At 65.0% G+C, this 21,039-nt stretch carries 17 protein-coding genes and 1 pseudogene; 5 read left to right on the top strand and 13 right to left on the bottom strand.

Annotated features, from left to right (window positions below; genetic code table 11):
• The 3 genes from JMF86_RS32725 to JMF86_RS32735 form a co-directional block, all read left to right on the top strand.
• Positions 1–879, top strand: an 879-nt coding sequence (locus JMF86_RS32725; RefSeq protein WP_201317297.1) for an NAD(P)-dependent alcohol dehydrogenase, incomplete at its 5' end; no start/stop codon positions are given.
• A gap of 165 nt (positions 880–1,044) precedes the next feature.
• Positions 1,045–2,214, top strand: coding sequence for a helix-turn-helix domain-containing protein (locus JMF86_RS32730; RefSeq protein ID WP_230463031.1), 1,170 nt, complete (start codon positions 1,045–1,047; stop codon positions 2,212–2,214).
• A 642-nt stretch (positions 2,215–2,856) separates the two neighbouring features.
• The gene (locus tag JMF86_RS32735) at positions 2,857–3,408 is read left to right on the top strand and encodes a sigma-70 family RNA polymerase sigma factor (RefSeq protein WP_077179759.1); all 552 of its coding nucleotides are present in this window, start codon (positions 2,857–2,859) and stop codon (positions 3,406–3,408) included.
• Between the two features lie 77 nt (positions 3,409–3,485).
• Here JMF86_RS32735 and JMF86_RS32740 read toward each other — a convergent pair whose 3' ends face one another.
• The 12 genes and pseudogenes from JMF86_RS32740 to JMF86_RS32795 all read right to left on the bottom strand — a co-directional run bounded on the left by JMF86_RS32740 (position 3,486) and on the right by JMF86_RS32795 (position 17,606).
• On the bottom strand, positions 3,486–3,938 hold the full coding sequence (locus JMF86_RS32740; protein WP_306172381.1) for a Fis family transcriptional regulator: 453 nt from the start codon (positions 3,936–3,938) through the stop codon (positions 3,486–3,488).
• Between the two features lie 7 nt (positions 3,939–3,945).
• Positions 3,946–5,433: a metalloprotease TldD gene (gene tldD / locus JMF86_RS32745; RefSeq protein ID WP_077179758.1), complete on the bottom strand. Its 1,488-nt coding sequence runs from the start codon at positions 5,431–5,433 to the stop codon at positions 3,946–3,948.
• Between the two features lie 49 nt (positions 5,434–5,482).
• The gene (locus JMF86_RS32750; protein ID WP_077179757.1) at positions 5,483–6,841 is read right to left on the bottom strand and encodes a metallopeptidase TldD-related protein; all 1,359 of its coding nucleotides are present in this window, start codon (positions 6,839–6,841) and stop codon (positions 5,483–5,485) included.
• A gap of 224 nt (positions 6,842–7,065) precedes the next feature.
• Positions 7,066–8,286: a thioredoxin gene (gene trxA / locus JMF86_RS32755; RefSeq protein ID WP_201317298.1), complete on the bottom strand. Its 1,221-nt coding sequence runs from the start codon at positions 8,284–8,286 to the stop codon at positions 7,066–7,068.
• Between the two features lie 78 nt (positions 8,287–8,364).
• Positions 8,365–10,176 carry an ABC transporter ATP-binding protein/permease gene (locus JMF86_RS32760; protein WP_201317305.1) on the bottom strand — a complete coding sequence of 604 codons (1,812 nt, stop codon included), beginning with the start codon at positions 10,174–10,176 and terminating at the stop codon, positions 8,365–8,367.
• Positions 10,173–10,595, bottom strand: coding sequence for a biopolymer transporter ExbD (locus tag JMF86_RS32765; RefSeq protein WP_074807266.1), 423 nt, complete (start codon positions 10,593–10,595; stop codon positions 10,173–10,175). Before JMF86_RS32765 ends, JMF86_RS32760 begins: the two co-directional genes overlap by 4 nt.
• A gap of 11 nt (positions 10,596–10,606) precedes the next feature.
• Positions 10,607–11,348: pseudogene (locus JMF86_RS32770) on the bottom strand (MotA/TolQ/ExbB proton channel family protein).
• Positions 11,349–11,371: 23 nt separating this feature from the next.
• A complete protein-coding gene (locus tag JMF86_RS32775; RefSeq protein ID WP_077179753.1) occupies positions 11,372–12,160 on the bottom strand; it encodes an energy transducer TonB in 789 nt (262 codons plus the stop codon).
• Positions 12,150–14,546 carry a TonB-dependent receptor gene (locus tag JMF86_RS32780; RefSeq protein WP_077179752.1) on the bottom strand — a complete coding sequence of 799 codons (2,397 nt, stop codon included), beginning with the start codon at positions 14,544–14,546 and terminating at the stop codon, positions 12,150–12,152. Before JMF86_RS32780 ends, JMF86_RS32775 begins: the two co-directional genes overlap by 11 nt.
• Positions 14,547–14,840: 294 nt before the next feature.
• Positions 14,841–15,305: an Lrp/AsnC family transcriptional regulator gene (locus JMF86_RS32785; protein ID WP_012336653.1), complete on the bottom strand. Its 465-nt coding sequence runs from the start codon at positions 15,303–15,305 to the stop codon at positions 14,841–14,843.
• 137 nt (positions 15,306–15,442) lie between these two features.
• The gene (locus tag JMF86_RS32790; RefSeq protein ID WP_077179751.1) at positions 15,443–16,390 is read right to left on the bottom strand and encodes a DUF4880 domain-containing protein; all 948 of its coding nucleotides are present in this window, start codon (positions 16,388–16,390) and stop codon (positions 15,443–15,445) included.
• Positions 16,391–16,703: 313 nt separating this feature from the next.
• Entirely contained in the window at positions 16,704–17,606 is a 903-nt protein-coding gene (locus tag JMF86_RS32795; protein ID WP_062885673.1) for a LysR family transcriptional regulator, read from the bottom strand.
• 158 nt (positions 17,607–17,764) lie between these two features.
• On the opposite strand from JMF86_RS32795, the gene JMF86_RS32800 reads away from it, so the two are divergent.
• On the top strand, positions 17,765–18,541 hold the full coding sequence (locus JMF86_RS32800; protein WP_077179749.1) for an SDR family NAD(P)-dependent oxidoreductase: 777 nt from the start codon (positions 17,765–17,767) through the stop codon (positions 18,539–18,541).
• A gap of 28 nt (positions 18,542–18,569) precedes the next feature.
• Here JMF86_RS32800 and JMF86_RS32805 read toward each other — a convergent pair whose 3' ends face one another.
• Entirely contained in the window at positions 18,570–19,772 is a 1,203-nt protein-coding gene (locus JMF86_RS32805; protein WP_077179748.1) for a sugar transporter, read from the bottom strand.
• Positions 19,773–19,975: 203 nt separating this feature from the next.
• Here JMF86_RS32805 and JMF86_RS32810 point away from each other — a divergent pair, with 203 nt between their 5' ends.
• The gene (locus JMF86_RS32810) at positions 19,976–20,650 is read left to right on the top strand and encodes an HAD family hydrolase (protein ID WP_012336648.1); all 675 of its coding nucleotides are present in this window, start codon (positions 19,976–19,978) and stop codon (positions 20,648–20,650) included.
• Positions 20,651–21,039: the final 389 nt, after the last annotated feature.

Here is a 21,039-nt window from a genome sequence, read left to right on the forward strand (position 1 = left end):
CTTGCCGCGGGCGACCACGTCGTGCTGACCTACGGCGCGTGCGGCCACTGCACGTCGTGCGTCGGCGGTCACGGCGCGTATTGCCGGCAGTTCTTCGCGCTGAACTTCGGCGGCGCCGACGCGGACGGGCAGACCGCGCTTCGTGACACATCCGGCCAGCCGCTGCACGATCATTTCTTCGCGCAGTCGTCGTTCGCGAGCTATGCGCTCGCCCGCGAGAACAACGCGATCAAGGTGCCGAAGGAAGCGCCGCTCGAACTGCTCGGCCCGCTCGGCTGCGGAATCCAGACCGGTGCGGGCGCCGTCATCAATTCGCTCGCGGTACGCACCGGCAGCAGTTTCGCGAGCTTCGGCGCGGGCGCGGTCGGGATGAGCGCGGTGATGGCCGCGCGCATCGCCGGCGCAACGACGATCATCGCGGTCGACATCGTGCCGTCGCGGCTCGCGCTGGCGCTGGAGCTCGGCGCGACGCACGCGCTCAACAGCCGGGAGGTCGACGTGGTCGACGCGATCCGGGAGATCACCAGCGGGGGCGTCGACTTCGCACTCGAATCGACCGGGCTGCCGGCCGTGCTGTCGCAAGGGATCGACGCGCTCGGCTCGCGCGGCACGATGGGCGTGGTCGGCGCGCCGAAGCTCGGCACCAAGGCCGAATTCGACGTGAACAGCCTGCTGCTCGGCGGCCACACGATCCGCGGCATCGTCGAAGGCGACAGCGTGCCGCAGACGTTCATTCCGCAGCTCGTGCAGCTGTATCTGCAAGGGCGGTTTCCGTTCGACCGGCTGGTGAAGTTCTATCCGCTCGACCAGATCAACCAGGCGACAGAGGACAGCAGCAACGGCAGCACGCTCAAACCGATCCTGCGTTTGCCGCATTGAACGCAACAGGCGCCGCCGGCCGCACGCCGACGCACATCGCCCGCACACGGCGGCGCCCCTTCCCGGGAAAATACCCGCCTTCAGGCGCCGGGCTATATTACGCATTCGCGCGACACGCCAGGCCGACACGCCTGGCCCGGACCTCGACTTCAAATGGAGCGCAGCGTGAACACGGCCCCTGAATCCCTTTCACGGCCGGTCGACCTCGACCGGCTCCGCGCCCGCTTCGCCGCGGGCGAGCCGCTGCCGGAAACGGCGTTGCCGGCCAGCGTCGCGCGTTCGTGGCTGCGTTCGCGCGACGCCGGGCTGCGGCCCTGGCAAACCGCCCGCTATGAAATGCAGCGCGAACCGGACGAATCGCGCGCGGACCGGCGGCTCACCCGCTGCGTCGCGCAGGAGATCGAGCCGCTGTGGGCCGCATTCGGCGGCAGCGAATGGACGATCATGTGCGTCAATCCGCACGGCACGATCGTCCATGCGCGCCGCAGCCCGCAATGCGACGACGCGCTGCTGACGCCGATCGTCGCCGGGCGCCGGATCGTCGAACCGAACATCGGCACGACCGCGCCGAGCTGCGTAATTCACGACGGCGCCGAAACCGTCGTCGCGGGCGCGCAGCACTATCTCGACGAGTTGTCGCGGGTGTTCTGTCTTGCGGTGCCGCTCGTGGGCTTCGACGGCGAAGTGATCGGCGCGCTCGATATCACCGGCGTCGGCCGGCGTAATATCGCGCAGTTGCGCGAGTCATTCCGGCACGCATCGCTGTCCGCCGAACAGCGGCTCTATGCGATGCTGCGCGACTGCCATCTGCTGCAGGTGCAATTCGATCCGCGCTGGCTCGGCACGCCGCTCGCCGGCGTCATCGCGCTCGACGAAGCGGGCCGCGTGCGCGCGGTGAGCCGCCTGGCCCGCCAGATGCTCGACCTCGCGCCCGCCGGGCCGGTGGCGTCGGTCGATCTCCGGCAACTGTTTCCGGGCGCGACGCCCGCGCAGCAGCGCCGGTTGCTGACACCGGCACGCACGCCGCAGCGGATCGCGCGCGACGATGGTAGCCACGTATGGGTGCGCACCGTGCGTGCGCCGCTCGACCGGGCGACGAGGGCGCGTCACGCCGATGTGCTCGAAGACGCTGCCGACGTGTGCAACGTCACGTCGGCCGCCGGCCCGCAGGCGAGCCTGCACGAACAGTCGCTCGATGCGATCCGGCGCGCGCTCGACGAGCACGACGGCAACGTGTCGGCGGCCGCGCGACAGCTCGGCATTTCGCGCACGACGCTGTACGCGAAACTTCGGCAGCTCGATGCGGCTGGGATCAGGCACGACGGGCCGCATTGACGATGCGGAGTGAAGCAGGTCGCGTGGCAATTGGCGCTTGGGGCCTGTTCATGCTGGCACCGGGCTGGCGTTGCCCCCGAAGGCCAATACATGTTTGGCCCACCTCATAGTCTCGTGTAATCGCAGCCCGTCATTCGCGTGTCGATACGCGTCGTTGTCGATAACGGAACGTCCGCGGTCGGACCATACGCCGCCTAAGCTCGACGGCGATCGTCACGTCACGCTCGGGCGCGGATTGAAACACGCATGTGCCATGTCCACGTCAATGCGGCTCAGAAGCGGCCTCCAACCGAAAGGATGCCGCGAATTCCCCGCGCCCGTTCCGAGCGTGACCTCATAACGATTCCACGATTCCTTGGTTCCCTCGATGATGCGGTGTCCGTATCGTTCGCGTATTCATCAGACTTATCGACCGATGACGGCGGGTTCCTTCGACGGCGAAACGACGGCGCAAAATATTGCGTTGGTTTCAAACCACTTTGACTCCGGTGGTTTTTGTAATGGCATACTCAAGCCTGGGCGCTGCGCAGAGGCGTTGTCACTTCCAGAGGCGTGGCGGCGCAAATAATGTGCGCTTCTTCATGTGCTGTTTTCGTGCACGCTTGCATGTCTTGACGCCGCGGGTCCAGGAATCCGTTTCATATGAATTACAGTTCACCGATCAGTGGCTCCCCCACGAGATGCGATGTCGACGACGAACGCACGCGCTCGCGCGCGGCATGGCTGACGAGTGAATTCCGCGCGAGCTATGCATGGCTGAAGTCGAAACTGCAAAGGCGCGTCGGCTCGCCTGCCGATGCGGAGGATCTCGCGTCGTCGTCGTTCGCGGAACTTGCCGGTATGCAGGACCTGACAGCGGTGCGCGATGCACGCGCCTTTCTCACGGTCATCGCCCAGCGCCTCACCTATGAAATGTGGCGCCGCCGCGACCTGGAACGCGCGTATCTGGAAACGCTTGCCCATCGGGAAGAAGCCGTCACCCCGTCGGCGGAAAGCATGGCGGAAGTGACACAGGCGCTCTTGCTCGTGGATCAGGCGTTGAACGGCCTGTCACCCAACGCGAAAAGCGCTTTCGTGATGAGTCAGATCGACGGCCTCACGCACGCTGAAATCGCCGAGCGGCTCGGCGTGTCGGTGAGCATGGTGCGCAAATATATCGCGCAGGCCTTGACGCAGTGCTATCTGATGACATGAGCCGGCGGCACCCGCGTCGGCGCTCGGCTGCCGGCTGACCTTCTTCCCTGCCGTTCGTTGTCGCGAACATGCCGCTTTCACTGCGCCGTACCGGGTCGCTCCAGTTGCCGTGCGACGATGTCGATCACCCGGACGGGCGCTGTCTCGAGTTGCGAGTCGTGATCCGTCACGAGCGCCGCGAACAGGCGAAAGGCGGCCGGATCGAATCCGTAGCGGCCTTCCTCTCCCGATTCATAGGCATCGCCGGCGATACGTTCGTATTCGTCGGCCGCATGCAGGTGTCGCCCACCGTAGCCGAGCTCGCGCAGCATCGCGGCGGCCATCGCCACGCGCAGCAGGATGCGCAGCGCGGTCAGCGAGCCAGCCCCGGCGCGCAGCGCTTCGAGCTGAAGGTGATACTCCAGCGAAAGCGCATCGCGAATGGTTTTCGGTAAAGGCAGAAGTTCCGTCTTGTCCGCCCGCGACCGGACCCTCGACTGGTCGAGACGCTGCGTCCACCCTCTCATCTTCGGTTCGCCATCCGTCCGCACGCATTCGTCATGCCGTTCCGCCGACCGTCATGTCGTCCACGCGAACGGTAGGCTGCCCCACGCTCACGGGCACCGACTGGCCGGCCTTGCCGCACACGGCGCGGCCCGTGTCGAGTTCGAGGTTGTTGCCGACCATGCTGATTTTCTGAATCGTTTCCAACCCGTTGCCGGTGATCGTCGCGCCTTTCACGGGTGCGCAGAGCTTGCCGTTTTCGATCAGGAATGCTTCTGACGCCTCGAACACGAACTGCCCGCTCGTGATGTCGACCTGCCCGCCCTCGAGCCCCGCCACGTATATCCCGCGCTTCACCGACGCAATGATCTCGTCGTGCTCGCGATCGCCATTGAGCATGAACGTGTTGGTCATGCGCGGCATCGGCAACACCGCATAGCCCTCGCGGCGGCCATTGCCCGTCGGCCGCATGTTCATCAGCCGCGCGTTGAGCGAGTCCTGCATGCAGCCGCGCAACACGCCGTCCTCGATCAACACCGTGCGTTGCGTCGGACAGCCCTCGTCGTCGACATTGAGGGAGCCGCGGCGGCCTTCGAGCGTGCCGTCGTCGACGATGGTGACGTTGCGCGCCGCCACTTGCTCGCCGACGCGGCCCGCGAACACCGACGTCTTGCGCCGTATGCCGTCGGCCTCGAGACCATGGCCCACGGCTTCGTGCAACAGCACGCCGTTCCAGCCCGGCCCGACGACGACGGTCATCGTTCCCGCCGGCGCGGGCCGTGCATCGAGTTTCGTCAGCGCGGCTTCGACGCGGTCGTACACCAGCGTGCGGAGGTCGTCGTCCGACCACGAAGCGAGCTCGTAGCGGCCGCCGATCCCGCCGCTCGCGCTTTCGACCCGGTCGCCCGATTTGACCCGAACGTTGATCGCCAGTCGCAGCATGGGTCGCACGTCGCCGACGCCGAGTCCGTCGCAACGCGCGATCCACACCGTCTCGTGCGTCGCGGCGAGCATGGCGTTGACCTCGACCACGCGCCGATCCTTCGAACGCGCCAGTTCGTCGACGCGCTTGAGCAGCGCGAGTTTCCGCTCCGCGCCGATCGCGCCGAGTGAGGCGCTCGGAAGATAGATCGATCGCGCCGCCGCGGAGCCGGCTGGTTCGCCGCGAGGCGTTACGCGGGAAAGAACCTCCGGTCCCGACCGAATCTGCCGCGCGATCGTGCGCAACGCGTCCGCCCCGATTCGTTGCGAACTTGCGAACGTCGTCTCCTCGCCGTTCAGCACGCGAATGCCGAATCCCGAATCGCACTGCCAGGCGCCGCCCCGCACGGCGCCGCCTTCGAGCGACCACGATTCGGCGATCGACTCCTTCAGATAGATGTCGGCAAAGTCGCCGGACTGCCCGAGCGCGCTGTTCAGCGCGGCGAACAAATGCGTTTCGTCGATGCCGTGTTTGTCGAGCAGCCCGGCATACGCCGCGTGACGCATGTCGTCGAGCGAGGGGCCGCGGGTGTCAGTCAGGGTTTCGTGCGTGTCCAGCATGGTGTCGTACCGGTATGTGACAGGAAAGGATGGCCGCGCATCGCGCGCGTCAGCTGCCGCCGATTCTCATTTCATCGATCAGCCACGAACCCGTGCGGAAGCTTCCTCTGGTCACGGTGTCGGCCCCCACGGCGAGCAGGCCGGAAAACATCGCATTCAGATTCGACGCGATCGTGATACCGGTGACCGGAAAACGGATCTGGCCGTTCTCCACCCAGAACCCCTTCGCGGCACGCGAGAAATCGCCGGTCAGCCGATTTACGCCGCCGCCTGCCATCTCGGTGACGAACAGGCCGCGATCGAGCCTTTCCAGCATCGCGTCGATCCCGTCCGAGTTCGTGGTTTTCGCACTGAGCACTTCGAGGTTGTGCGGGCCCCAGCCGTTGCCGGTCGGCGCCATGCCGAGACGCCGGGCCGCGTACAAGCCAAGAAAATAGCCGCGCAACACGCCTGACTCGACAACCGATCGCCGAGAGACGGCAACGCCATCGGAGTCGAAGCAGCGACTCGCCATTCCCCTGGAGACGAATGGATCTTCGTATAACTGAATGTGATCGGCAAAGACTGGGGTGCCGAGACGGCGAGTCAGGTACGAGCCCGCCCGATAAAGCGCATCGCCGGATGCCGCGTTGACGAACTCGCCGAGCAGCGACATCGCGGCCATCGGCTCGAACAACACGGGGCAACGCTGCGTTTCAATCTGCGTGCCGCCCAGCAGCGCGAGCGCGCGCGTTGCGGCTTGCGTGCCGATCCGCGCGGGTGCGTCGAGATCGGCATAAGCGCGCGCGCCGTCGCTCCAGAATCCCATCTGTTTCTCGCCAGTGCCGGCCGCGATAGGCATGCACGACACGAAATGCGCGGACCACGGCACGCTGTGCCCGAACCCCTCGCTGGTCGCGAGCAGCGACAACCCCGCGGAAGTTCCGACGCTGGCGCCGTTGGTCGTCACGATGGCAGGGCTCGTGGAAAACGCGGCCTCTTCCACGCGACGGGCATCGTCGAGCATGTCATCGAGCGACAGATCGAGCGGATGATACAAGTCCAGATCGATGAAGTCCCTGGCGAGCAAGTCCGCCGGGGCCGGGCCGGCAGCAACATCGACGTCCGTGACCGACGCGATGTCGATGGCGGCCGCCACCGCACCGGCAAGGCCGTCGGGGGACAAATCGGACGAGGTCGTCGCGCCGCGTCGGCCATTGCGATAGACCGCGAGCGAGATAGATGAAGACAGTCGAAGGCTCCGTTCGGTCGGCATCCGGTTGCGCACGGTCGCCGTCCGCGATTCGACATGATCGACCTCCACACGGACGCCGTCGGCCCCTGCTCGTCGTGCCAGATCGAGCGCACATTCGGCCGCCGCCTCCAGATCGGATTTCACGTCGCGCCATTGCGTACCGCCGTCATGCATGGAAACCACTCCGAGTGTTGAATTGTCGTGTGCCCCACGCGCCTGCCCGTCTGCCGAGACGTTTTCGCGTCATGTCGACCGGGAGCACATTGGAAATAGTCTATCGGGCGCGATCGGAATTTTTTTACGAAAGAAATCGCCGTCTCGCGAATTCGTGGAATCGTTTTGCGCGCACGCCGGCGTATCCGGAATTTACGTTCGACGCGCGCTTTTTCTCAGATGACTTACGCGCAGCGCTGCGTCAGCCCGATCAAACGATCGCCGATGCTCGTGCCGACCGTTTTCATGGCCTTCGTGCCCTCACCGTAGTGAGACCGAAACCGCGCGATGAGTGAGGAATCCACCAACTCGATCCGCTCGAGGGCCTTCTCGCCTCGCGAAGCTTCTTCGCCGCGCTCCACCGCGCGCTTCGACGTTTCGTCCGCGAGTTGCATGAAGCGCCGGTCGTCGTCGGGCGTCCAGTTGCAGGCCGCGCGTAACAATTCCCAACGCGCGCCCGCAAGCCCGAATATGAAATCGGTGACGATCGCGGCATCGCCGAGCGGCTGAGCGACCAACACGAGAAGCCTTGTCGCCAACGCGTGTGCGGCGCCGGCTGCCGCAGCGTCGGCCTTCGCGAGCGCCTGCTTGATCGCGGCCAGTTCCGAGTCGAGCGGCCCTGCCGCCCGCGCCGGATCATGCTGCGCGACAAGCCGGTCGCGAATCGACAGCAACGCCGCATCGTCGCCGATCAACTCAGACATCTCGCCGCCGGACAGCAGATCCGTGACCAGCATTTGCGGCAGCCGCGAGAGATTCGCTCCCACCGGAACGGCGTCAAGCCACTGCGCGACGAACTCCGCTCCGTTCAGATGGATACTGCGATAGCTCGACAGCGATTCCACCACGGCCAGCACGTTGGCCGGAATACCCAGCGTTCTTGCGCAATCGTCCATGTCCGCGGTGTTGCAGACGAACTGAATGGCGCTGCCGATTTCGCCGTCCCATATCGCTTCGGAAGGCGCGGCTCGCTTGCGATCCAGCCACACGCGCAACGCGGCAAGGCGCTCCGTCTTGAGCTGGGCGTTGCCGCCGAATGCGTTCGGTGCAACGGCGATCGCCGCCGGCAACGCCGTCACGGAGCCGAGGTGGTTGTCGATGAAGCCGGCCAGTTGCGTGGCGGAGCGATTACCGACCACGCGGCCGAGCTCCTTGCCGCCGCGCAGCAGGATCAGCGTCGGAATACCGCGAACGCCGAATCGTTCGCGAACGCCTGCATTCTCGTCCACGTCGATCTTCACGAACGCCACGTTGCCTTCAAATTGCTCGCTCAATTTCGACAGCGTCGGCGCGAGCGCCTTGCACGGACCGCACCAGGGCGCCCAGAAGTCGACCAGTACGGGCAGCGGGTTGTTGATCACGTCGGCTTCGATGGTTTCCAGCGTCACTGCTTTCAGATTGCTCATGGATCGATCTTGTCCTGTTTCGTTTGTTGGCGCGCCGCACAGTGTTCAAATGCACGGCGTCGGTTGGGATCGTGGCGCTCAGCACAGTTGCGTTCCGACGTATGCGCGGCTGCCGGCGTTTGAATCCTTCGCTTCGTCGGCCGCGTCCTGTCGTGCTTCCGGTGCCGCCGGTGCGGGAAAATCGAGCGTCGTGTCGTGAAACGCCAGCAGTTCCTTGCGATGCGCGACGCTGACGACCGTGGCCTGAGGCAAACGCTCGATTAGCAAACCGTAAAGTTCCTTCTCGCTCTGGCTATCGAGTGCGGACGTGCATTCGTCGAGGAACACCGTGGAAGGTTTGGCGAGCAGCACGCGCGCAAATGCCACGCGCTGTTGCTCGCCGCCGGACAGCCGTGTGCTCCAGCGGTCCTCGACATGGAGCAAGGGCGCATAGGCCGACAATCCGCATGCGTGCAGCAGTGCCTCGCATTCGCTGTCGGGGTACGCCGAAGCGTCGCGCGGATAGGTCACGGCCGCCTTCAGCGAGCCCGGCGGGATATAGCTGCGTTGCGGCAAGAAGAACGTGCCGGCTGCCGGACGCACGATCGTGCCTTCGCCGTAGGGCCATAGGCCGGCCAGCGCGCGCAGCAACGTGCTTTTCCCGCATCCCGAGCGACCTCGCACGAGGCACCGCCGGCCGGCCAGGAGCACGAAGTCGGGCACGCGCGACAGTGTGTCGCCGGACGCGTCGCGCAAGACGAGCCCGCTCGCAGCGACCGCTCCGGTGCGGCTTTCGTGAAGCGCGATGTCCTGCCGCGGCTCATGCTCGCTCACATGCAGGAATTCGCGCAAACGGTTGGCCTCTGCACGCCACGACGTAAAACCCGGATAGGCTTGCCAAAAAAATGCCAGCGACCCCGTGACGGAATTAAATGCGCTGTTCGCTTTCATCAGCCCGCCGAGCGTCAGCCCGCCCGACATCAGCTGCGGCAGCATCAGCAAGGTCGGAACGATCGGAATGACCGAACTGAACTGGCCGACGATACTGGTGAAGAACGAGAGGCGCGTATTCACCCACAGCGTCGCGTAGAGATTCGATACCACGAAGCGAAACGATGCCTGCAGACGCCCCTGCTCGGACGTTTGCCCCCGAAAAAACGCGATCTGTTCCGCGAATTCACGCACGCCCACCATGAGCACGCGAAAATCGCCCTCGAGACGATGCTGTCTCGCCGTCAGCGTGATGAGCCTGCGGCCCAGATAGTGCGTCGCCGCGAAAATGACGCCGGTGTAGGCAAATGAGGCGAACACCAGATAACCGTGCAATACGTACGACGATCCGCCGACATGTATCTGCAACGGGCCGCCCATGCGCCACAGCACGACGCTGAACGATACGATGCTGACCGGTACTGAAAGAAGCCCGAGACCCAGCAGCAGCGTGTCGTTGACGAACAGCTTCACGTCTTCCGCGATACGCTGATCGACGTTCTCGAGTTCCCGGTCGCGTTCGATCCGGTAATAGTTGTTGCGTGCGAGCCATTTTTCGGCGAGCCACGTCGTGAGCCACCGGCGCCAGCGAATCTGCACGATTTGCTGCAGCACCGCTCCGGTAATATGCACGACCGCGCCGGCCATCGCCACGAGCAGGAAACGCACGAGCAGCTCCGGCAGCACCTTGAATCGGGAAGCGCCGATCGCATCGTAGAACATGCCGGTCCAGTTGTTGTTCCACAGCATCACGTACGTCGTGGCCCAACTCGACCCGATCACGAGCATCAGCAACATCAGCGAGAAAACGCCTTCGCGCGTACGCCAGTACGGCAGCAGCAGGCGCCACACCGGCGGAAAGCGGCGGCGCGCTTGAGCGTCTTCCGCGCGGTCAACGGGGAAAGCGCCGTTCACCGTCATTGGTGCGCCTCGGGCGGTTGCATCACGAAGTTGATCTTGTTGAGACCACCGCCCTGGAGCGCCGCCAGAATGGTCGCGACCTTGCCGTACTCGACGTGCTGATCCGCGTTGATGTTGACCGCGGGCGGCTCGCCCTGCGCCGCGGCCTCGGCCACGCGTGCCTTCAATGCATCCGCGTCGACCGGCTGCTTGTTCCACAGCACCGTCTTGTCGGCGGTGATCGACAGATCGATGTCCTGCGTTTTCGACACGGCCGGCTGCGCGGCCGCCTGCGGAAGATCGACCTTCACCGCCTTGTTGATGACGGGCAGCGTCACGATGAAGATGATCAGCAACACCAGCATGACGTCGATCAGCGGCGTCATGTTGATGTCGTTCATGACGCCTTCGTCGCCGCCGCCATCGGTAATCATTGACATGGCGGGCTCCTTCAGGCGGCCAGGTTGGGCGTGGCGCGCTTGGCCGCGACCGGTGCGCCGACCGGCCGGCTGGCATCGGCACGGGCCTTCGCGCCGGTGACGAAATACACGTGCAACTCGTGCGCGAAGCGGTTCAGCCGATGGCTCACGCGCTTGTTGCCGCGGTTCACGTAGTTGAAGCCGAGCACCGCCGGAATCGCGACGAACAGCCCGATCGCCGTCATCACGAGCGACTCGCCCACCGGGCCGGCAACGTGATCGAGGCTGGCCTGCCCCGACATACCGATCGCCATGAGTGCGTGATAGATACCCCAGACAGTACCGAACAGCCCCACGAACGGCGCGGTGCTGCCGATCGAGCCCAGCACGGCCAGGCCGTTCTGCAGGCGCGCGACTTCGTCGTCGAATGCGTTGCGCAGCCCGCGCGCCACCCATTCGCTCGCGCTCAGGCTGCCTTGCATCGATGGTTCGTTGCCCGCATGCTGTTCATTCGCTTCGCGCCCGGCAAGCACCAGCGCACGATAAGGATTGTCGCCGCGCTCGCCCAGCGCCGCGATGCCGTCGCTGATCCGACGCACTGGACCAGAAACCCGTTTGCGCGCGCTTGCCGAGCGATTCGAGGCGCCGATTGGAAAATCCTTTCGTCAGTATCACGAACCATGAGACGACGGACATGCCGATCAGGAAAACGAAGATGAAGCGGGTGACGAAGTCGCCCTGTTGCCAGACGTTGGCGATGCCATACTGTTCCATGTGTTGCTCCGATTGGTGCGGGTTCAGTCGTTCAGGTTGAATGCGATGGGTTGGGTAGCTTCGACCGAGCGCGCGATGCCCGCGGTCTCGTACGGATGACAGCGGCCGGCACGGATCGCCGCGACGGCGGCCGCGTCGAGCAGCGGCGAACCGCTGCTCTGCGCCACGCGCGCGGACGTCACCGCGCCGTCGGTACCGATACTCAGATGCACGACTACGGTGCCTTCCTGTTGCAGCCGTCGCGCTTTCGCCGGGTAGTCGGGTCGCGGCATCTGGCATCCCAACTGCTTCAACTCGCCCGCGCTGATTTGCTTCGGTGCGTCCAGCAGGTTCGGCCCCGGCGCGGGTTGCGCGACAGGTTGGGCCGGCGCCGCTTCAGGTGCGGGACGCGGCGCGGGCACCGGCGCGACCGGCCGCGTTTCGGCGGGTTTCGGCGCGTCCTGCGGCGCCGCTTCCACCGTGCGCGGGCTCGGCGCGTGCGACGCCAGCACGTGCACCTTTTCCGGCTTCGCCGGCGCCACGGGTTTCGGCGGCTCGGTGCGCGGCTTCGGCGGCGCAGGCGGGGTTGGCGCGGGCCGCGGCGCCGGCGCGGCAACCAGTTGCACCTGCACCGTGCCGCCTGCGGGACGTCCCGCCTCGAGCCTGAGCGTCACCGCACTCTGGTGGACTGCAACGTACAGCCCCAGCGCATGCGCGAGCAGCACCCCTGCGGCACACGCGATGCGGCGTGTGCGCGCATAGGGTGCCTGGGACGTGTTCTCGCGCACGGCGACGTCATCCCAGGGGCGGCCGGGCAAGGAATCAGAAGTCATAGGTTCCGGTCAGCATGACCGTCCGCTCCGGACCCATCGGAATCATGGCGGCCGACGTGCTGCTGTAGTAGAGCTTGCGGTTGAACACGTTCTTGATCGAAAGATTCAAGCCGTACCCCTTCTTCCGATAGAACAGGCCGAGATCCGTCTCCACCTGGCTGGGGATGCGATACGCCGAGCCCGAGCCGATGTACTGCCCGCTCGCGAAGAACAGCCCCGCGCCGACCCCGAAACCCTGGAGCTTTTCGGTCTGGAAGTTGTAGGTCGTCCACAGGCTGGCGCTGTTCTTGGGCAGGTTTACCGCGATCTTGGCAGCGGAGGGCTGCACGAAGTCGTTGTACGTGTACGTGCCGACCACGTTGACGCCGGGCAGCGGCTGGCCGTTGATCTCCGCTTCGAATCCCCGGCTGACGGCGCCGCCGACGGGAATAGAGAAACCGCGATGGAGCGGATCGTTGATGTTGTAGTTGCTGAACGAGGTGCGGTAGGCCGAGGTCGTGATGGCCAGCTTGTCGTCCAGGAGATTGAACTTCATGCCCACTTCGACTTGCTGGCTGATTTGCGGGGGGAGCACACCGCCACCGAATTGAAGCGCCGTGCCCGGCTGGAAGCCGCGGTTGTAGCTGGCGTAGACGGCAACCTCGGACGTCAGTTCGTAGAGCAGGCCGAGGCTCGGGCTATAGGCGTTCTGATGGCTTCCCGCTGGGGGGTTACCGGCGTAGGTCGCATGTGTCAGATAGGTATCCCGGCGCACGGACGCAAGCGCATGGAAATTCTTGTAGGAAAACTGATCTTGTAGATATAAACCGGTTTGAGTGAAGTAGGTAGTGTTATTCGGCATCACGTTTCCGGTGTCGGGAGACGGAAGCGTAAATGAGCCGAAGACATTCGGAATGGAAATGAATTTCGATGTCGTGGTGTCAGACTGATGCTGGCTGTAGCGCAGAACGTCCCAGCCCGCAATCACCGTATTTTTCGCAGCGCCGATATTGAACTTGGCTCGCAGGTAATTCTGGAAGCTCCAACTGTAGAAATCCGAGACCGAATCGAAGTTGTGGAACAACGTGCCGTTGGTCGCCGAGAGCGGCGTCGCCGTTGTCCAGGCTTGCTGCGTTTGTTGGGTTCGCGTATAGGAACCCTTGCTCACGAAGGTCAGCGCCGTGCCGAGCTTTTGTTCGAGGTGAATGAAAATATTGTCCGTTTGCGCGCCGAAATGGTCGGACGACGTACCCAGCGGCCTGTCGATATAGTTTCGATAGATATCGCCCTTGGCATAGCCGACGGTGAACGGGGGAACCGGCTCGCGATTGACCGTGCGCTCATAGCCCACCGTCAGATCCGTGGTCGAATCCTTCCATTCCAGGGTCGGGGCAAAGTAGAAATTTCTCTCGCCGTCATATCCCATCGAATTCTGGCCGACCCGTTCACCCGAGATGATGAAGCGATACCGAAGCTTCTTGTCGGCGGTGATGGCGCCCGTGCTGTCCAGCGCGATCTGCTCGCTGCCGTAGGAGCCGTAGCCCACCTGGATTTCGTGAAACGGTTCGGCCTGCGGCGTTTTCTTGACGAGATTGATGACGCCTCCCGGCGGACTGTTGCCATTCACGATGGCCGAGGGCCCCTTGACCACTTCCACGCTCGAGATGGCGATCGTCGGCGTGACGTTGGGCGCCGAGCCCACCGTGGCGAGCCCGTCTGAGGTCAGGTTGGATGCCGAGAACCCGCGAATCGTGTAACTCGGCACACCAAGCGGCCCCGGCCGCGTGACGACACCAGAAGCATTCCTCAGCACATCGGAGAGCGACTGAGCGGCCTGGCTCTGGATCACCGCCGCGTTGATGACGCTGACCGATTTCGGCGTCTGGCTCAGCGGCACGTCCGAGCGCGCATAGGTGGACGACGATTCCGCGACGAAGCCGGTGCCGCCGGAGTCCCGGCTGGCTGCCACGCTGATGAGCGGAAGCGTGGTATCGACAGGCCCCACGGCGGCCGCTGCCGCTGCCGCCGACGCCGCGACGGGCGCGGCCGCAGCGGGCTTCGCCACCGCCTTCTGAATGGTCAGACCACCGCTGCCCGTCGCGACGAGATCGAGGCCGGTGCCTCGAAGCGCTTGTCGAATCGCGGCCTCGGCGGTGTAGCTACCCTCGACGGGCGACGATTTCAACGATTGCACGAGGCCCGCGTCGTAGCTCAACCTCACGTTGGCCGCCTGCGCGATTTCGACCAGCGTACGGTCCAGCGGACCGCTCGCGAGATGCCATGACTGCTGGGCAGCCTGTTGTGCATGCGCCGACGCCGCGATGAAAACCTGTGCAACGGCGACCGCGATGGCAACCCCTGATGCCTGGCTCGAGATCGCCCGGCGTGTTCTGATGTTGAGCTTCACGTTTGAACCACTCCCTTGTCGAATGTATTGGCTCTTCGTCCGTTCTGTCAGTATTCCTACGCGTAATCGCGTCATCATCGTGTCGCAAAGTACCGTCATGCTTCAAATCGGGCTTCGGTCAGCCTCTGCCCGAACGCGTCATCGATGAAACAAGTCTATCGTCCGGGCCTGGAATGTTTTTTTGAAACAATTCGCTTGCGCCGCCCGTTTTGGAATTCCATTCCGCGGTTTCCGCCGCGCCGGTGAAATTCCGTCCTTCTCCGTGCCTGTCGATAAATTGCTCCGCCCGCGCGGTCACAGCATGTAATCGAGCGGTAATACGGTGGTCTGCTTAATGGTCTCCATCGCGAAGCTCGAACTGACGTCGAAGATGTCGACCGCCCCAATCAAACGCCGGTATACGCTGTCGTACGCGTCGATATGCGGCACCACGACCTTGAGCATGTAGTCGATGTGCCCGCTCATGCGATGGACTTCCACCACCTCGGGAATCGTCGCCACCACGTCGCAGAAACGCCGCAACCACGCGGCGGTATGTTCCGCGGTCTTGATTTCCACCAGCACGGTCACGCCCACGTTGAGCTTCTTCGCGTCCAGAAGCGCCACGCGACGCGCGATCACCCCGTCCTGCTCGAGCTTCTGAATGCGTCGCCAGCAGGGCGTGGTCGAAAGGTTCACGCGGTCGGCGATTTCGGCCACCGAGAGCGTGCTGTCCTGCTGCAGCACGGACAATATGGACTTGTCGATAGCGTCGAACACACTTCCTCCACTCGAGTGCACGGGTTGATGTCGAGCGATTCGATGCGCTCTTGATTACCTTGTGCAACGAGCGGCGAAAAGTGACACCGCAAATCGAAAAAAATTCGGAGGGAGGACTGGAGCGGAAGCCTGCGGTTTCAGGCAGCGGTGGCGACGGCGAGCATGTTGCCGTACAGATTCAGGGAAAACCCGAGGCTTTCGGCCAGTTGCCGGAGTGCGGCCGGCGCGTCGTCGAGCGGAAAGACGCCGCTCACGCGGCGCGACAGCGCGGCTTCCGGAAAACGGATATAGCCGCCGAAGTAACGGCCCAGCGTTTCGATCACGTCCGGCACCGCGCGGTCGAGCACGACCAGCGTGCCGCGTGTCCACGAGAAGATGTCGGCCGACGTTTCGGGCATGCGGGTGATCTGACCGCCCGACAGCGACCACGCCGATCCATCGGGTACCCGCAAGCGGCGCCCGTGAGGCACGGCCAGCACCGCATCGCCACCTTGCACGGCCACGACGGTATGCAGGCGCAGAACGTCCACGCTCACGCGCGCCCGCTCGGTGCGGACCATGCCGTCGCGGGTGGTCACGACGACAGGCTGATAGCCCGCGCGAGTCGGATCTGTTGCAACCTGGCCGGCGGCCAGATAGAGGTCGGCCTGGTCACGCGCATGGGTATACACCCGCGTGGCCGCGCCGGCCGTGACCGAAACGCTGCCGTCGAACTGGACTCTTTGTGGGACCACATCGCCATTGTGGTAGTCCGCGTCGAGCGAAAACGTCGAAACGAGCTGGCGCGTGCCGATCCCGGCGAGCACGAGGCCTCCCAGGCCCGCGCCGGCTTTCAGCCATCGTCTGCGGTGACGCGACGGCTCGTCGAGCGCCCGCCGCACCGCCGTACTCGACGTGCCCTGCAACGGGCCGAGCCTGCCGAGCCGCTGCTGCAGCCGCGCCCATGCTTCTTCGTGGGCCGGGTCCGCGCGCCGCCATGCCAGGAATGCGTCGCGCTCCGCCTGCGAAATCTCGCCGGAGCGTAGCCTCACTTCCCAGTCAATCGCCTCTTGCGCCACGGGATCGAGCGTGGAGTTACCGTTCATGAGCGTCAATCAATCGAGGGCGAACGGCCGTGCCGCACACGCAGCCCGTTGCCGAGCCGCGAATTCCGGAACACGGGTTTCGCGCGGAGCATAACATGCCGTAACGAGCGCATCGCAACGAACGATGCGGCGAAATGCGCGGATCGGTTGCGTGACGCCCGGCCTCGCGGCGGTCCTCACATCGACGATCGGCCGCAGCGCCTTCAGGCGGGCCCGCGGTTGCCGAACAGCCGAAATTCGTCCGGCGTAGGGTCGGGCACGGAAAGGTTCATGATGCCGCCGCGACCGACGTTTGCCGTTGTGCGGCGGCCCCCTACTCCCGCCACGTCGCCTCCGCGAGCTTCGCCACCAGTTCGTCGTACACCACCCGGATACGACGCGGCATCGGCCCGCGCCGCGGCCGATAGACGTGCAGCTTCCACGGCTCGGGCTCGAGGCTCGGCAGCACCCGCACGAGACGCCCCTTCCTGACGTACGGCCGCACAAGATATTCCGAACACTGGCCTACTCCCACCCCTGCGCACACGGCCTCGATCTCCACCTCGGTGTCGTCCGTCAGGTAAGCCGGCGACGACGGCACGAACTGCTGCTCGCCGCGAAACATCCACGGCCACGGCCGCCCGCTTGCACGATCGATCAGGCACGTCACCGGCATCGCTTCGAGCGCCTTGCGGTTTTTCGGCTCGCCCAGCCGCCTGATCAGCGACGGCGCGGCCACCACCCACATCGGCAACGGCCCGACCATGCGCGCGACGAAGCGGTTGTCGCCGATCGCGCCGACGCGCACGCCGATGTCGATCTGCTCGTCGACCACCGGCGACGGCACGTCGGACAGCCGCAGATCGGGCACGAGCCCCGGATACCGCTGCATGAGGCCGGTGAGGATCGGCTGCACGTAATGCCGCCCCATGCCCGACGGCGCGGTGATCCGGACGACGCCGACCGGCTCGTCGCGCTGGCCGGTCGCCGGCCCGAACAGCCCGTCGACCACGGCCAGCGCGCCCTGCACCTCGCGCGCGAACGACTGGCCGAACGCGGTGATCCGGATGCTGCGGGTCGTCCGGTGAAACAGCGTTTCGCCGAGCATCTCCTCCAGTTCGCGCACCGCGCGCGTGACGACCTGCGGCGACACGCCGAGCCGCGCGGCCGCCTCGCGAAACGTCGGCGCGGCGGCAGCCGCGGAAAAGATCTTCAGGATGTCGAGGCGGTTGAGCATGGGAAGCCTTTATGATGCTCGCGAAAAAGCGATTTTAATTCCTCAAGAAGGAATTCTGAATGCGCCATTGTTCCATTTTTTTGTCGCCGTCGAGCGACCACAATGCGCATCAGACGTCGCTTCGACGCAGAGGGTCAACCACCACGGAGAAACGCATCATGAACGCAAGCACGCACTCAGCCCCGCTCGACGGTCGCATCGCCCTCGTGACGGGCGCCAGTTCCGGCATCGGCCGCGCATCGGCGATCGAACTCGCGCGCCGCGGCGCGAAGGTCGTCGTCAGCGCCCGACGCAAGGCCGAACTCGATCGACTGGTCGACGAGATCGCGACCGCCGGCGGCAACGCGACAGCCTTCGCTGCGGATGTCGCGAACGAAGCCGAGCTTCGCAAGCTGTTCGATTTCACGGTGTCGACCCACGGACGGCTCGACATCGCGTTCAACAATGCGGGCACGGAAGGCGTGTTCGCGCCGATGCTCGAGCAGGACGCGCAAAGCTACGACCGAGTGTTCGAGCCGAACGTGCGCGGCGTGTTCAACTCGATGAAGTTCGCGGCCGAGATCATGCTGCGTCAGGGCAAGGGCAGCATCATCAACAATGCGTCGATGGGCGGCGTCATCGGCTTCGAGAATGCGTCGGTGTATATCGCGAGCAAGCACGCGGTGATCGGGATGACGAAGACGGCTTCGATCGAATGGTTCAAACGCGGCGTGCGCGTCAACGCGCTGTGCCCTGGGCTGATCGATACGCCGTTCCATCATCGCGGCATCTGGGCGTCGGAGGAAGCACGGCTCGCCTTCGCCGAATCGACGCCGGCCGGCCGCTGGGCGTCCGCCGCCGAGATGGCGACGGTCGTCGCGTTCCTCGCGTCGGACGATGCCAGCTATGTGTCGGGGCACGCGCTCGTGGCCGACGGCGGCTATTCGATCGCGTGATGCACCGGCGGCGTGCCGGGCAGCGGCTTCACGGCGCGGGGGCCGCGAGCGTCGCTTCCCGTTTCGCGTGCAGCCGCAACGCGGCCCACGCGACACCGGCCGCGAAGATCGCGACCACGCCGCCGAAGGTGCCGATCCACGGCAGCCCGAAGTCGCCCGCGATATGGTTGCCGAGCAGCGCGCCGGCGCCGATGCCGACGTTGTACAGCCCCGAGTAGATCGACACGGCCAGGTCGGTCGCGTCCGGCGCCAGCTTCAGCACCCATGCCTGCATCGCCAGCCCGAAGCAGACGATCGCGCCGCCCCACACCAGCGTGTGCACGGACAGCGTGACGATGTTCAGCGCGCACGGGAACAGGATCAGCAGGCAGCCCGACAGCGCGACGATCGACGCCAGCAGGAAATCGTCGGGCCGGTGCGGGTAGACGCGATTGAAGCAGACCGCGGCCGGCAGGCCGGCGATGCCGAACAGGATCAGCACGTACGTGATCCGGCTGTTGCTCGCATGATTGATGCTCTGCACGAACGGTTCGATGTACGTGTACGACGTGAAGTGCGCGGACACGACCAGCACGGTGATCGCATACAGCGCGACCAGCGCCGGCTTGCGCAGGAACACGCCGATGCTGCTCAGCGACCCGGCGCCCTGGCTCGGCAGCAACGGCAACGTGGCGCGCAGCAACAGCAGCGCGACGCCCGCCGTGCCCGCGATGATCAGGAACGTGACGCGCCAGCCGAACGCCTCGCCGATCACGCGGCCGAGCGGAATCCCGGCGACCATCGCGATCGCCGAGCCCATCGCGATCAGGCTGAGCGCACGGCTTTTGCGGTCGCTCGGCGCGAGCCGCACCGCGAGCGGGATCGAAATCGACCAGAACACCGCATGCGCACACGCGATGCCGAGCCGGCCGATCATCAGCACCGTGAAATTCCACGCGACGCCGGTCACGACATGGCTGCCGATGAACACCAGCAGCGCCACGCTCAACAGCTTGCGGCGCTCGACGTGCCGCGTGACGAACGTCAGCGGCAGCGACACGACCGCAACCGCCCACGCGTAGATCGTCAGCATCAGGCCGACCGCGGTCGGTTGCATCTGCAGGCTGTCGCCGATCGCGCTTAACAGCGCGACGGGCACGAATTCGGTGGTATTGAAGATGAAGGCGGTGAGTGCCAGGGCCAGAACGCCCCACCACGATTGTTCGGAACTGACGGCGTCGGGGGTTGCCATACGGGGATTCGACGAAGGTTGGGCGCGCGCGGGCGGCCCGCCCGGCGCATCGGCGCGATTGTACCAGCGGTGTTCGCCCCGCTGCCGCCGGGCGCGGTGCGTGCGGCGCGGGACATGGCGGTGACACGGCCGTGCGCCGATAATGTGACGAATGAGGTTTTGCCGACGATTTGCCCGACCACCATCGGGCCAGGGAGAGTTACATGCGCATTGAAACGTCATTTCTGTTCGATCTCGACGGCACGCTCGTCGACAGCGTCTATCAACACGTACTCGCGTGGAAGGAAGCGCTCGATGCCGAAGGCATCGAACTGTCGGTGTGGCGCATCCACCGCAAGATCGGGATGAGCGGCGGCCTGTTCCTGAACCAACTGCTGCGCGAAACGGCCGGCGACATCGACGCCGACCGTGTCGAGCGGCTCGCGCGGCTGCATGCGGCCGCGTACCAGCGGCTGCGCGCTCAGGTCCGGCCACTGCCGGGTGCGCGCGAACTGCTGGCCGCGCTGTCGAATGCCGGCATTCGCTGGGCGATCGCGACCAGCGGGCGGATGGAAACGGCGGCGATCAATCTCGAGGCGCTCGGCGTCGATCCGGCGAAGAACGTGGTCGTCACGCGCGATCAGGTGAAGTATGCGAAGCCGGACCCGGATTTGTTCCTGACTGCCGCCGCGAAGCTGAACGTGCCGATCGAGCATACGGTGGTGGTCGGCGACAGCATCTGGGACATGCTCGCCGCCGCCCGCTGCCGCGCGCTCGGCGTCGGGTTGCTGGCGGGCGGGTACGGCAGCGATGAGCTGGAACGGGCGGGCGCGCTGCGCGTGTACGACGATCCGGCGGATCTGCTGTGGCACCTCGACGAGGTGGCTGCGCGGCCGTAGGCGCCAGTGCGCCGCTCCCGGTCCGTTCCTGCGTGAGCGGGCGTTTCAGTCGAGCTTGACGTCATCCTGCCGCACGAGCTCGTCCGGCCGGTAGCCGCGCGCGCGATCGTTCGCGTCGCGGCTTTTTTCGATTCATCGAATCGAAACAATCCCCACCGCCATTGACAAGCGCGATTTTAATATTTTTATTCGTATCTGTTTTCCCGTGTTTTTAAAACACACGGGAAGATTCTTGAAAAATCGAATCGCCTTTCATATAACAAAAACACTTCGCTTCCGGTTCACGATCGCAGTGCCAGAATCGTGAAAATACGCGTTGCGTACGGAGCCGAACCGGCCAGCCGGCGCCAGCCCGCGTCGCCAGGTGCCCCAGGCACGATATGGGGCCT

Origin of the sequence: Burkholderia sp. E168m15 (assembly GCF_016586105.1) — a bacterium.
Taxonomy (GTDB): Bacteria; Pseudomonadota; Gammaproteobacteria; order Burkholderiales; family Burkholderiaceae; genus Burkholderia; species Burkholderia orbicola.

Coding starts and splice junctions, on each gene's coding strand:
- JMF86_RS32735 (WP_077179759.1), top strand. CDS start 2,857: ATGAATTACAGTTCACCGATCAGTGGCTCCCCCACGAGATGCGATGTC.
- JMF86_RS32790 (WP_077179751.1), bottom strand. CDS start 16,390: ATGAACGGTAACTCCACGCTCGATCCCGTGGCGCAAGAGGCGATTGAC.
- JMF86_RS32775 (WP_077179753.1), bottom strand. CDS start 12,160: ATGACTTCTGATTCCTTGCCCGGCCGCCCCTGGGATGACGTCGCCGTG.
- JMF86_RS32795 (WP_062885673.1), bottom strand. CDS start 17,606: ATGCTCAACCGCCTCGACATCCTGAAGATCTTTTCCGCGGCTGCCGCC.
- JMF86_RS32760 (WP_201317305.1), bottom strand. CDS start 10,176: ATGACGGTGAACGGCGCTTTCCCCGTTGACCGCGCGGAAGACGCTCAA.
- JMF86_RS32810 (WP_012336648.1), top strand. CDS start 19,976: ATGCGCATTGAAACGTCATTTCTGTTCGATCTCGACGGCACGCTCGTC.
- JMF86_RS32765 (WP_074807266.1), bottom strand. CDS start 10,595: ATGTCAATGATTACCGATGGCGGCGGCGACGAAGGCGTCATGAACGAC.
- JMF86_RS32800 (WP_077179749.1), top strand. CDS start 17,765: ATGAACGCAAGCACGCACTCAGCCCCGCTCGACGGTCGCATCGCCCTC.
- tldD (WP_077179758.1), bottom strand. CDS start 5,433: ATGCTGGACACGCACGAAACCCTGACTGACACCCGCGGCCCCTCGCTC.
- JMF86_RS32805 (WP_077179748.1), bottom strand. CDS start 19,772: ATGGCAACCCCCGACGCCGTCAGTTCCGAACAATCGTGGTGGGGCGTT.
- JMF86_RS32750 (WP_077179757.1), bottom strand. CDS start 6,841: ATGCATGACGGCGGTACGCAATGGCGCGACGTGAAATCCGATCTGGAG.
- trxA (WP_201317298.1), bottom strand. CDS start 8,286: ATGAGCAATCTGAAAGCAGTGACGCTGGAAACCATCGAAGCCGACGTG.